Below are 11,745 nucleotides of genomic sequence, written 5' to 3'. Positions count from 1 at the left end.
GGAGTCGCGACTTCGTGTCGCCGACAACACTGGTGCCAAGGAGATCCTTTGCATCCGTGTTCTCGGTGGTTCGGGTCGCCGCTACGCGGGCATCGGTGACGTCATCGTCGCCACCGTCAAGGACGCGATCCCCGGTGGCAACGTGAAGAAGGGCGAGGTCGTCAAGGCGGTCATCGTCCGGACCGTCAAGGAGCGCCGTCGCGCCGACGGCTCGTACATCCGTTTCGACGAGAACGCCGCCGTGCTTCTCAAGAACGACGGCGACCCCCGCGGCACCCGTATCTTCGGCCCGGTGGGCCGTGAGCTGCGCGAGAAGAAGTTCATGAAGATCGTCTCGCTCGCGCCGGAGGTGCTGTAACCGATGAAGATCAAGAAGGGCGACCTGGTCCAGGTCATCACCGGCAAGGACAAGGGCAAGCAGGGCAAGGTCATCGTGGCCTTCCCCCGCGAGGACCGGGTTCTGGTCGAGGGTGTCAACCGGGTCAAGAAGCACACCAAGGCCGGCCAGACCGACCGCGGTTCGAAGACCGGCGGGATCATCACCACCGAGGCGCCGATCCACATCAGCAACGTGCAGCTGGTTGTTGAGAAGGACGGCAAGAAGGTCGTGACCCGCGTCGGCTACCGCTTTGACGACGAGGGCACCAAGATCCGCGTTGCCAAGCGGACCGGTGAGGACATCTGAGATGACTACTGCTACTTCAGGTGCCGCTACCACCAGCACCGCTCCGCGTCTCAAGACGCGCTACCGCGAGGAGATCGCGGGCAAGCTGCGTGAGCAGTTCGACTACGAGAACGTCATGCAGATCCCCGGTCTCACCAAGATCGTGGTCAACATGGGTGTGGGCGACGCCGCCCGCGACTCCAAGTTGATCGAGGGCGCGATCCGCGACCTCGCCACGATCACCGGCCAGAAGCCGCAGATCACCAAGGCTCGTAAGTCCATCGCGCAGTTCAAGCTGCGTGAGGGTCAGCCGATCGGTGCGCACGTCACGCTGCGCGGTGACCGGATGTGGGAGTTCCTGGACCGCCTGCTGTCGCTGGCGCTGCCGCGTATCCGCGACTTCCGTGGCCTGTCGCCGAAGCAGTTCGACGGCCGGGGCAACTACACCTTCGGTCTCACGGAGCAGGTCATGTTCCACGAGATCGACCAGGACAAGATCGACCGGGTCCGGGGCATGGACATCACCGTGGTCACCACGGCGACCAACGACGACGAGGGTCGTGCCCTCCTTCGTCACCTCGGCTTCCCGTTCAAGGAGAACTGACCGTGGCGAAGAAGGCTCTGATCGCTAAGGCGGCTCGCAAGCCCAAGTTCGCTGTGCGCGCGTACAACCGCTGCCAGCGCTGTGGCCGGCCGCACTCCGTCTACCGCAAGTTCGGCCTGTGCCGCGTGTGCCTTCGTGAGATGGCGCACCGTGGTGAGCTGCCGGGCGTGACCAAGAGCTCCTGGTAGTCCTTTCCCGGACATCAGGACCCGATCCACTACGCCGTAGGTCCCCGCACCACACCCGCTCCCGGCTCAGGCCGGGGGAGAGGGACGGAGCAGACAGGAAACCGCGGCGAGAGAGGCCCAGGGCCAACTCATGACCATGACCGACCCCATCGCAGACATGCTGACCCGTCTGCGCAACGCGAACTCGGCGTACCACGACGAAGTCGGGATGCCGTTCAGCAAGATCAAGTCGCACATCGCGGAGATCCTCCAGCAGGAGGGTTACATCACCGGCTGGAAGGTCGAGGAGGCCGAGGTCGGCAAGAACCTCATCCTCGAGCTGAAGTTCGGCCCCAACCGCGAGCGCTCGATCGCCGGCATCAAGCGGATCAGCAAGCCGGGTCTTCGGGTCTACGCAAAGTCCACCAACCTGCCTCGGGTGCTGGGCGGCCTCGGCGTGGCGATCATCTCCACGTCGCACGGTCTGCTCACCGGCCAGCAGGCGCAGAAGAAGGGCGTGGGTGGGGAAGTCCTCGCCTACGTCTGGTAACCGGGAAAGAGAGGTAGAGCAATGTCGCGTATCGGCAAGCTGCCCATCTCGGTTCCCGCCGGAGTGGACGTCACCATCGACGGCCGCACGGTTGCGGTGAAGGGCCCCAAGGGCTCGCTCACGCACACCGTCGCCGCGCCGATCGAGATCGCAAAGGGCGAGGACGGCGTGCTGCTGGTCACTCGCCCCAACGACGAGCGTGTCTCGAAGGCCCTGCACGGCCTGTCCCGCACGCTGGTGGCGAACATGATCACCGGCGTGACCGCGGGCTACAGCAAGTCCCTTGAGATCAGCGGTGTCGGGTACCGCGTCCAGGCGAAGGGCTCCAACCTGGAGTTCGCGCTGGGATACAGCCACCCGATTCTCGTCGAGGCCCCCGAGGGCATTTCCTTCAAGGTCGAGTCCCCGGTGAAGTTCTCCGTCGAGGGCATCGACAAGCAGAAGGTCGGCGAAGTGGCCGCCAATATCCGCAAGCTGCGGAAGCCTGACCCGTACAAGGCGAAGGGCGTCAAGTACGCCGGCGAAGTCATCCGCCGCAAGGTCGGAAAGGCTGGTAAGTAGCCATGGCATACGGTGTGAAGATCGCCAAGGGCAAGGCGTACAAGGGTGCGGCGCTCAAGCGGCGCCACATTCGGGTCCGCAAGCGCGTCAACGGTACGACCGAGCGCCCGCGCCTGGTGGTGACGCGGTCCAACCGCGGCATCGTGGCGCAGGTCATCGACGACCTCGCGGGCCACACGCTCGCGTCGGCGTCGACCCTCGACGCGTCCATCCGCGGCGGCGAAGGCGACAAGAGCGCCAAGGCGAAGCAGGTCGGCCAGCTTGTGGCCGAGCGTGCGAAGGCCAAGGGCGTCGAAGCTGTCGTGTTCGACCGTGGCGGCAACCAGTACGCTGGGCGGATCGCCGCCCTGGCGGACGCCGCCCGCGAAGCCGGTCTGAAGTTCTGACCGGTTCCGTTAGCTAGCGGATAACGAAGAGAGGTAATTCCAATGGCTGGACCCCAGCGCCGCGGAAGCGGTGCCGGTGGCGGCGAGCGACGGGACCGTAAGGACCGGCGGGACGGCGGCCAGCAGGCCGAGAAGACCGCCTATGTCGAGCGGGTTGTCGCGATCAATCGCGTCGCCAAGGTTGTGAAGGGTGGTCGTCGCTTCAGCTTCACCGCGCTGGTCGTGGTGGGCGATGGCGATGGCACCGTCGGTGTCGGCTACGGCAAGGCCAAGGAGGTGCCGGCCGCCATCGCCAAGGGCGTTGAGGAGGCCAAGAAGCACTTCTTCAAGGTCCCCCGTATCCAGGGCACCATCCCGCACCCGATCCAGGGCGAGAAGGCCGCGGGCGTCGTCCTGCTCAAGCCGGCTTCCCCCGGTACCGGTGTGATCGCCGGTGGTCCGGTGCGTGCCGTGCTGGAGTGCGCGGGCATCCACGACGTGCTGTCCAAGAGCCTCGGCTCGGACAACGCGATCAACATCGTGCACGCCACGGTGGCTGCGCTCCAGGGCCTTCAGCGGCCCGAGGAGATCGCCGCCCGCCGCGGTCTGCCGATCGAGGATGTCGCGCCGGCCGCGCTGCTGCGCGCCCGAGCCGGGGTCGGTGTGTGATGGCGCGCCTGAAGGTCACGCAGACCAAGTCCTACATCGGCAGCAAGCAGAACCACCGTGACACCCTGCGTTCGCTCGGGCTCAAGCGCCTGCACGACGTCGTGGTCAAGGAGGACCGCCCGGAGATCCGCGGCATGGTCCACACCGTCCGCCACCTCGTCACGGTCGAGGAGGTCGACTGATCATGGGTGACAACCCGATCAAGGTGCACAACCTTCGTCCGGCTCCGGGCGCCAAGACCGCCAAGACCCGTGTGGGTCGCGGCGAGGCGTCCAAGGGCAAGACGGCCGGTCGTGGTACCAAGGGCACCAAGGCCCGTTACCAGGTTCCGGAGCGCTTCGAGGGCGGGCAGATGCCCCTCCACATGCGGCTCCCGAAGCTCAAGGGCTTCAAGAACCCGTTCCGCACCGAGTACCAGGTCGTCAACCTGGACAAGCTCGCCGCCCTCTACCCCGAGGGTGGTGAGGTCACCGTTGCCGACCTGGTCGCCAAGGGTGCCGTGCGCAAGAACCAGCTCGTCAAGGTGCTCGGCACCGGCGACATCTCCGTGGCGCTCCAGGTGACCGTTGACGCGGCCTCCGGCTCCGCCAAGGAGAAGATCACCGCGGCCGGCGGTACCGTCACCGAGCTCGTCTGAGCCGGATGTGCAACTCGACCGGGGACGCCCAGTACCTTCAGGGCGTCCCCGGTCGTTCATTTCTGTGAATTTTCCCTGGCCGATGGGTCATTCCTACCGGGGCCACGTCGCCGGTAAGGTGGCCGAGCCCCTATCCGTCAGAAATCTCACCAGAGACCGTCCTTCCGCCGTGGCGCGGGGGGTGCAGGAGGCACCGTGCTCACCGCGTTCGCCCGGGCGTTCAGGACGCCCGACCTGCGCAAGAAGCTGCTCTTCACGCTGGCCATCATCGTGGTGTACCGGCTGGGCGCGCACGTCCCGGTGCCCGGTATCGACTTCGGCGTCGTCAATGACTGTGTGAAGCAGACGAAGGGCAACAACAGCCTCTTCGGTCTGGTCAACATGTTCAGCGGCGGAGCTCTGCTCCAGCTCACCATCTTCGCGCTAGGGATCATGCCGTACATCACGGCGAGCATCATCCTGCAACTGTTGACCGTGGTGATCCCGCGGCTGGAGGCCCTGAAGAAGGAAGGGCAGGCCGGCACCACCAAGATCACGCAGTACACCCGGTACCTGACGGTCGCGTTGGCGATCCTGCAGGGCACCGGTCTGGTGGCGACCGCCCGCTCCGGCAACCTCTTCTCGACCTGCTCCAAGGGCAACGACATCGTCCCGAACCAGTCGATCTTCACCACCGTCACCATGGTGACCTGCATGACCGCGGGCACCGTGATGATCATGTGGCTGGGCGAGCTGATCACCGACCGCGGTATCGGCAACGGTATGTCGATCCTGATGTTCGTCTCGATCGCGGCCGGCTTCCCCGGCTCGCTGTGGGGCATCAAGGTCTCCGGCACCATCGCCGGCGGCTGGGTCGAGTTCCTCGCGGTGATTCTGATCGGTCTGGTCATGGTCGGCCTGGTGGTCTTCGTCGAACAGGCCCAGCGCCGGATCCCGGTGCAATACGCGAAGCGCATGATCGGCCGCCGGTCCTACGGCGGCACCTCGACGTACATCCCGCTCAAGGTGAACCAGGCCGGTGTGATCCCGGTCATCTTCGCCTCCTCGCTGCTCTACATCCCGGCGCTGATCGTGCAGTTCTCCGGGTCGACGGCCGGCTGGGCACAGTGGATCGAGCGCAACTTCACCAAGGGCGATCACCCGGCGTACATGGCCGCGTACTTCCTGCTGATCGTCTTCTTCGCCTTCTTCTACGTCGCGATCTCCTTCAACCCCGAGGAAGTTGCCGACAATATGAAGAAGTATGGTGGGTTCATCCCGGGTATCCGGGCCGGTCGCCCCACCGCTGAATACCTGAGTTACGTGCTCAACCGCATCACGTGGCCCGGTTCGCTGTACCTGGGCCTGATCGCCCTCGTTCCGACGGTCGCGATCGCGATCTTCAACGGGAGCAACGGCAACTTCCCTCTGGGTGGCACCAGCATCCTCATCATCGTCGGTGTGGGTCTGGAGACCGTGAAGCAGATCGAAAGCCAGCTCCAGCAGCGTAACTACGAAGGGTTCCTCCGCTGATGCGTATCGTCCTGGTCGGGCCGCCCGGCGCGGGCAAGGGGACGCAGGCCGCGTTCCTCGCCAAGAACCTCTCGATCCCGCACATTTCCACGGGCGACCTGTTCCGCGCCAACATCAACCAGGGCACCGACCTGGGCAAGCGGGCGAAGGCGTACATGGACGCCGGCGACCTGGTGCCCGACGAAGTCACCATCGGCATGGCCGAGGACCGGCTGGAGCGCCCGGACGCGACCGGCGGCTTCCTGCTGGACGGCTTCCCGCGCAACGAGCACCAGGCGCGGGCACTTGACGCCTACCTGGCCCGGCACGACATCGCGCTCGACGGCGTGCTGGACCTGGAGGTCCCGGAGGAAGAGGTGGTCAAGCGGATCGCCGGCCGCCGGATCTGCCGCAACAACAGCGCGCACGTCTTCCACGTCGAGTACAAGCAGCCGAAGACCGAGGGTGTCTGCGACGAGTGCGGCGGCGAGCTGTACCGGCGCGACGACGACGCCCCGGACAAGGTCCGCAACCGGCTGGAGATCTACCACCGCGAGACCGAGCCGATCATCGACTACTACAAGAAGCAGGGCCTTGTGGTGACGATCTCGGCGCTCGGCGCGGTGGCCGAGGTGACCGGACGGGCCATGACGGCGCTGCGTGCGGACGCCGACAGCGAGCAGAGCGCGTAGCCCCGACCCCGGTACCGGGTTCGCCGGTACACGTACCTGCCACGGCCGTGGTGCCCCGATGGGCGCCACGGCCGTATGGTTGGTGGCGGCAAGGATTTACCGCAGCAAGGACTTACGGCAGCAAGGAAGGCATCAGCCGCGATGGTGGAGCTGAAGACCCCGGAGCAGATCGCCAAGATGCGGGAGGCCGGTCTGGTCGTCGCGGCGATCCACGAGGCGACCCGGGCGGCGGCCGTGCCGGGCGCCAGCACCAAGGACCTGGACGAGGTCGCCGCGAAGGTGATCGCCGACCACGGCGCCAAGCCCAACTTCCTGGGCTACGGCGGCTTCCCCGGCAACATCTGCACGTCGGTCAACGACGTGGTGGTGCACGGCATCCCGGACTCCGTGACGGTGCTCAAGGACGGCGACATCCTCGCCGTGGACGCGGGCGCGATCGTCGACGGCTGGCACGGCGACGCGGCCTTCACCTGCCTGGTGGGCACCGGACACGCCCCGGAACTGGCCGAGTTGAGCCGGGTCACCGAGGAGTCCATGTGGGCGGGCATCGCCGCCTTCCGCAAGGGCAGCCGGCTGGACGACATCTCGCAGGCGGTCGAGTCGTACATCCGCCGGCAGCCGCGCCCGTCGTCGGGCAAATACGGCATCGTGGAGGGGTACGGCGGCCACGGCATCGGCACCCAGATGCACATGGACCCGCACGTGCTCAACTACGTCACCAAGAAGCGCGGTCGCGGTATCCGGCTGGTGCCCGGGCTGTGCCTGGCGATCGAGCCGATGGTGACACTCGGCACACCGCTCACCCATGTGCTGGACGACGAGTGGACCGTCAAGTCCGACGACGGCTCCTGGTCCGCGCACTGGGAGCACACCATCGCCCTGACCGAGCAGGGCCCGCTGGTGCTCACCGCCCCTGACGGGGGCAAGGCGAAGCTGGCGGAGTACGGCATCACCACGGCCCCCGACCCGCTTTGTTAGCGCCTTCTCGCCTCCGGTCGCTTGAACCCGGTGTCGACGGTCGATCATGCTCGGCCCTCTCCCCCAGAGCTGCGCCTGGGAGGTACCCCCATCGGGCGTGCGGGTGTTCTCCCTTTCGACACCGGCGCGCCCTTTGGCTCGCCGGCGAGGGGTACCCTCCGTGCGTAGCGATCACGCTCGGTGGGCATACATCTCGATTCGTGTTTCAGCGGCCCTTGCCGTAGAGTCATATGTCGGCCCCGCGTGTCTTCCGGCATGTCCGGAGCCGACCCCGGTAGCCGATCCCGAAAGCAGGACATGGCCAAAAAGCAAGGCGCCATCGAGATCGAGGGCACCGTGATCGAGTCTCTGCCGAATGCGATGTTCAAGGTGGAACTGCAGAACGGTCACAAGGTCCTCGCGCACATCAGCGGCAAGATGCGGATGCACTACATCCGGATCCTCCCGGATGACCGGGTCGTCGTGGAGCTGTCTCCCTACGATCTGACGCGCGGACGGATCGTCTACCGATACAAGTAACCCGCTTGTAGATCTCAACACGACCCGGAGAACCTCAGTCCCATGAAGGTCAAGCCGAGCGTCAAGAAGATCTGCGACAAGTGCAAGGTGATCCGCCGTCACGGCCGGGTCATGGTCATCTGCGACAACCTGCGCCACAAGCAGCGCCAGGGCTGACGCCCACCGACCACCCCTGCACCAGCAGAACTTCGCGCGACGCACACGCGTACATACGCAGTTCCCATCCCCGTCCAGCACGGGGATGACACCCCCGGTGGAGGCCGGGGACCCGTTCCGTACCTGGTACGGCGGAAGGGAACCGGAACTGCGGAAGACCTCCGAGAACACCAGGAGCCAAGCAGATGGCACGCCTTTCAGGCGTTGACCTCCCGCGCGAGAAGCGCGTGGAGATCGCCCTCACCTACGTCTTCGGCATCGGGCGCTCGCGCGCCCAGGAGATCCTGAAGAACACCGATGTGAACCCGGACACCCGCGTTCGCGACCTTGCCGAGGAAGACCTCGTCAGGATCGGTAAGTGGGTCGACGAGAACTACACGACCGAGGGTGACCTCCGCCGTGAAGTCCAGGCCGACATCCGCCGCAAGGTCGAGATCGGTTGTTACCAGGGTCTGCGCCACCGTCGGGGCCTGCCGGTCCACGGCCAGCGCACTCACACCAACGCCCGCACCCGCAAGGGTCCGCGTCGCGCGATCGCCGGTAAGAAGAAGCCGGGCAAGAAGTAGTCCGACAGCCAGACCCCATCAGCGGTCTTCGCTGTAGGACCGATCACCTCCACCGGGAGAAGTTGACACATGCCTCCTAAGGGCCGTCAGGGCGCAGCCAAGAAGGTGCGCCGCAAGGAAAAGAAGAACGTCGCTCACGGGCACGCCCACATCAAGAGCACGTTCAACAACACCATCGTCTCGATCACCGACCCTGCCGGGAACGTGATCTCCTGGGCCTCCGCCGGTCACGTCGGCTTCAAGGGCTCGCGCAAGTCGACTCCGTTCGCCGCGCAGATGGCCGCCGAGTCGGCCGCCCGCCGCGCGCAGGAGCACGGCATGCGCAAGGTGGACGTCTTCGTCAAGGGTCCCGGCTCCGGCCGCGAGACCGCGATCCGCTCCCTCCAGGCCACCGGCCTCGAGGTGGGTTCGATCCAGGACGTCACCCCGACCCCGCACAACGGCTGCCGCCCGCCGAAGCGCCGCCGCGTCTGACCAGCTGATACAGGAGAACTGAGACAATGGCGCGTTACACCGGGGCCGACTGCAAGCGTTGCCGTCGGGAGAAGCAGAAGCTCTTCCTCAAGGGAGCTAAGTGCGAGAGCGCGAAGTGCCCGATCGAGATCCGTCCTTACCCCCCGGGTGAGCACGGACGCGGGCGCACCAAGGACAGCGAGTACCTTCTCCAGCTTCGTGAGAAGCAGAAGTGCGCGCGTATCTACGGTGTCCTCGAGAAGCAGTTCGTGAACTACTACAAGGAAGCGAACCAGAAGACCGGCAAGACCGGTGAGAACCTTCTGCGCATCCTTGAGACCCGCCTCGACAACGTGGTGTACCGGGCCGGCTTCGCCAAGTCCCGTGACCACGCCCGTCAGCTGGTCCGGCACGGACACATCACCGTCAACGGCCGCAAGACCGACATCCCGTCGGCGCGAGTGGCCGTGAACGACATCGTCGAGGTCCGCGAGCGGTCCCGTAACCTGACCCCGTTCGCGGTGGCCCAGGGCGAGGCCGGCGACAAGACCGTGCCCGCGTGGCTCGAGGCCAACGCCGGCAAGCTGCGGATTCTGGTGCACAGCATGCCCGAGCGCCAGGTGATCGACACCCAGGTGCAGGAGCAGCTCATCGTCGAGCTCTACTCGAAGTAGTAGTCGAGTAGAAGTTCGCAGGTGGAGGGTGGTGCGGCCGCCGTCTTACGACGGTTCGGCCGCGCCACCCGTACCCTCGTAGTACAGGGGGCGTCAAATAGCGGGCGCCCACGACTGAAGGACCGAACACATGCTGATCGCTCAGCGTCCCTCGTTGACCGAAGAGGTCGTCGACGAGTTCCGCTCCCGGTTCGTGATCGAGCCGCTGGAGCCGGGATTCGGCTACACCCTCGGCAACTCCCTGCGTCGTACGCTCCTCTCCTCGATCCCGGGTGCGGCTGTCACCTCGATCCGGGTCGACGGGGTCCTGCACGAGTTCACCACCGTGCCGGGCGTCAAGGAGGACGTCACCGACGTCATCCTCAACATCAAGCAGCTCGTCGTCTCCTCGGAGCACGACGAGCCGGTCGTGATGTACCTGCGCAAGCAGGGTCCGGGTGTGGTCACCGCCGCCGACATCGCGCCGCCGGCCGGTGTCGAGGTGCACAACCCCGACCTGGTGCTGGCCACGCTCAACGCCAAGGGCAAGCTGGAGATGGAGCTGACCGTCGAGCGCGGTCGCGGCTACGTCTCCGCGGTGCAGAACAAGCAGCAGGGCCAGGAGATCGGCCGCATCCCGGTCGACTCCATCTACAGCCCGGTGCTCAAGGTCACCTACAAGGTCGAGGCGACCCGTGTCGAGCAGCGCACCGACTTCGACAAGCTGATCGTCGACGTCGAGACCAAGCAGGCCATGCGGCCGCGTGACGCCATGGCGTCGGCCGGCAAGACCCTGGTCGAGCTGTTCGGCCTGGCCCGCGAGCTGAACGTCGACGCCGAGGGCATCGACATGGGTCCGTCCCCGACGGACGCCGCTCTGGCCGCGGACCTGGCGCTGCCGATCGAGGAGCTGGAACTCACCGTCCGCTCCTACAACTGCCTCAAGCGCGAGGGCATCCACTCGGTGGGCGAGCTGGTGGCCCGCTCCGAGGCGGACCTGCTCGACATCCGCAACTTCGGTGCCAAGTCGATCGACGAGGTCAAGGCGAAGCTGGCCGGCATGGGCCTGGCCCTCAAGGACAGCCCGCCCGGATTCGACCCGACCGCCGCCGCCGACGCCTTCGGCGCCGACGACGACGTGGACGCGGGCTTCGTCGAGACCGAGCAGTACTGAGCACCAGCGGCGGATAGCGGGGATTCCCGCGCCCGCCGCGCATGACGTGCCCCGAAGGGGCGCGGGGAGCTGTGCGAGCAGCTGTCCGCGCCCCTTCGGGGAGCCCCGAGGCGCAGCCTCGGGTACTGACGAGCCGGCGGCCGCCGGCTCGCACTGACATCGGTACCTGACACGGCCGGTGCAGCGTAGAAGGAGAAGGACCATGCCCCAGCCCGCTAAGGGCGCCCGTCTGGGCGGGAGTGCCGCGCACGAGAAGCTGCTGCTCGCGAACCTCGCGAAGGCGCTCTTCGAGCACGGCCGGATCACCACCACCGAGGCCAAGGCGCGCCGGCTGCGCCCGGTCGCGGAGCGGCTGATCACGAAGGCGAAGAAGGGCGACATCCACAACCGTCGCCAGGTGCTGCAGCAGATCACCGACAAGGGGATCGTGCACACCCTCTTCACCGAGATCGCGCCGCGGTACGAGAACCGCCCGGGTGGCTACACCCGTATCACCAAGGTCGGCCCCCGTCGCGGCGACAACGCGCCGATGGCGGTCATCGAGCTGGTGGAAGCCCTCACCGTGCAGCAGAACGCGGTCGGCGAGGCCGAGGCCGCCACCAAGCGTTCCGCCAAGGACCGCGCCGGTGACGAGGCCCTGGCCGACGTCAAGAAGGCCGACGCGCCGGTCGAGGACGCCAAGCCCGTGGCCGACGCGGCCGAGGACGCGGTGGACGAGGAGCCCAAGGACGCCTGAGCGTCTTTGCGGTTCCGCGGATCTCCGAGGACCGACGAGCGGGCCCGCACCCTCCGGGGTGCGGGCCCGCCGCCGTATGGCGAGGGCGAGGCGCGGGTGAGCGGCGCGGG

At 66.6% G+C, this 11,745-nt stretch carries 20 protein-coding genes; all 20 read left to right on the top strand.

From position 1 onward, the window contains the following. On the top strand, positions 1-358 hold a 358-nt coding region (gene rplN, locus AC13HU_RS19780; RefSeq protein ID WP_483043227.1), incomplete at its 5' end, for a 50S ribosomal protein L14. Between the two features lie 3 nt (positions 359-361). Further along, the gene (rplX, locus tag AC13HU_RS19775) at positions 362-685 is read left to right on the top strand and encodes a 50S ribosomal protein L24 (RefSeq protein ID WP_483043226.1); all 324 of its coding nucleotides are present in this window, start codon (positions 362-364) and stop codon (positions 683-685) included. Position 686: 1 nt separating this feature from the next. Continuing rightward, positions 687-1,268, top strand: coding sequence for a 50S ribosomal protein L5 (rplE, locus tag AC13HU_RS19770; RefSeq protein WP_483043225.1), 582 nt, complete (start codon positions 687-689; stop codon positions 1,266-1,268). Positions 1,269-1,270: 2 nt separating this feature from the next. Continuing rightward, complete coding sequence (locus AC13HU_RS19765) at positions 1,271-1,456, top strand: type Z 30S ribosomal protein S14 (RefSeq protein WP_030890724.1); 186 nt, start codon at positions 1,271-1,273, stop codon at positions 1,454-1,456. Positions 1,457-1,586: 130 nt separating this feature from the next. Further along, complete coding sequence (rpsH, locus tag AC13HU_RS19760; RefSeq protein WP_328468109.1) at positions 1,587-1,985, top strand: 30S ribosomal protein S8; 399 nt, start codon at positions 1,587-1,589, stop codon at positions 1,983-1,985. A gap of 21 nt (positions 1,986-2,006) precedes the next feature. After that, positions 2,007-2,546 carry a 50S ribosomal protein L6 gene (rplF, locus tag AC13HU_RS19755; protein WP_328468111.1) on the top strand — a complete coding sequence of 180 codons (540 nt, stop codon included), beginning with the start codon at positions 2,007-2,009 and terminating at the stop codon, positions 2,544-2,546. Between the two features lie 2 nt (positions 2,547-2,548). Beyond that, positions 2,549-2,932: a 50S ribosomal protein L18 gene (gene rplR / locus AC13HU_RS19750; protein ID WP_328468113.1), complete on the top strand. Its 384-nt coding sequence runs from the start codon at positions 2,549-2,551 to the stop codon at positions 2,930-2,932. 42 nt (positions 2,933-2,974) lie between these two features. Next, complete coding sequence (rpsE, locus tag AC13HU_RS19745) at positions 2,975-3,580, top strand: 30S ribosomal protein S5 (protein ID WP_031524774.1); 606 nt, start codon at positions 2,975-2,977, stop codon at positions 3,578-3,580. Continuing rightward, entirely contained in the window at positions 3,580-3,762 is a 183-nt protein-coding gene (gene rpmD, locus AC13HU_RS19740) for a 50S ribosomal protein L30 (protein ID WP_031524772.1), read from the top strand. The genes rpsE and rpmD overlap by 1 nt, the downstream gene beginning before the upstream one ends. Positions 3,763-3,764: 2 nt before the next feature. Then, on the top strand, positions 3,765-4,217 hold the full coding sequence (rplO, locus tag AC13HU_RS19735) for a 50S ribosomal protein L15 (RefSeq protein WP_483043224.1): 453 nt from the start codon (positions 3,765-3,767) through the stop codon (positions 4,215-4,217). A 195-nt stretch (positions 4,218-4,412) separates the two neighbouring features. After that, entirely contained in the window at positions 4,413-5,729 is a 1,317-nt protein-coding gene (gene secY / locus AC13HU_RS19730) for a preprotein translocase subunit SecY (RefSeq protein WP_328468115.1), read from the top strand. Further along, positions 5,729-6,400 (top strand): adenylate kinase, encoded by a 672-nt coding sequence (locus tag AC13HU_RS19725; RefSeq protein WP_483043223.1) that lies wholly within the window; start codon positions 5,729-5,731, stop codon positions 6,398-6,400. Before secY ends, AC13HU_RS19725 begins: the two co-directional genes overlap by 1 nt. A 141-nt stretch (positions 6,401-6,541) precedes the next feature. Next, positions 6,542-7,378, top strand: a complete 837-nt coding sequence (map, locus tag AC13HU_RS19720; protein WP_483043222.1) for a type I methionyl aminopeptidase — start codon at positions 6,542-6,544, stop codon at positions 7,376-7,378. Positions 7,379-7,675: 297 nt separating this feature from the next. After that, on the top strand, positions 7,676-7,897 hold the full coding sequence (infA, locus tag AC13HU_RS19715; RefSeq protein WP_003956442.1) for a translation initiation factor IF-1: 222 nt from the start codon (positions 7,676-7,678) through the stop codon (positions 7,895-7,897). A gap of 42 nt (positions 7,898-7,939) precedes the next feature. Continuing rightward, positions 7,940-8,053: a 50S ribosomal protein L36 gene (rpmJ, locus tag AC13HU_RS19710; protein WP_003956441.1), complete on the top strand. Its 114-nt coding sequence runs from the start codon at positions 7,940-7,942 to the stop codon at positions 8,051-8,053. Positions 8,054-8,238: 185 nt separating this feature from the next. Beyond that, positions 8,239-8,619, top strand: a complete 381-nt coding sequence (gene rpsM / locus AC13HU_RS19705; protein WP_483043221.1) for a 30S ribosomal protein S13 — start codon at positions 8,239-8,241, stop codon at positions 8,617-8,619. 69 nt (positions 8,620-8,688) lie between these two features. Continuing rightward, positions 8,689-9,093, top strand: coding sequence for a 30S ribosomal protein S11 (rpsK, locus tag AC13HU_RS19700; protein ID WP_006376016.1), 405 nt, complete (start codon positions 8,689-8,691; stop codon positions 9,091-9,093). 26 nt (positions 9,094-9,119) lie between these two features. Continuing rightward, a complete protein-coding gene (gene rpsD, locus AC13HU_RS19695; protein ID WP_483043220.1) occupies positions 9,120-9,746 on the top strand; it encodes a 30S ribosomal protein S4 in 627 nt (208 codons plus the stop codon). Between the two features lie 130 nt (positions 9,747-9,876). Continuing rightward, the gene (locus AC13HU_RS19690; protein WP_033177813.1) at positions 9,877-10,899 is read left to right on the top strand and encodes a DNA-directed RNA polymerase subunit alpha; all 1,023 of its coding nucleotides are present in this window, start codon (positions 9,877-9,879) and stop codon (positions 10,897-10,899) included. A gap of 202 nt (positions 10,900-11,101) precedes the next feature. Further along, on the top strand, positions 11,102-11,635 hold the full coding sequence (gene rplQ / locus AC13HU_RS19685) for a 50S ribosomal protein L17 (RefSeq protein ID WP_483043219.1): 534 nt from the start codon (positions 11,102-11,104) through the stop codon (positions 11,633-11,635). Positions 11,636-11,745 lie beyond the last annotated feature (110 nt).

The organism is Streptomyces sp. NH27 (assembly GCF_056859195.1).
The sequence above is the reverse complement of the archived record's forward strand: the minus strand, read 5'-3'. Positions and strand labels throughout refer to the sequence as shown.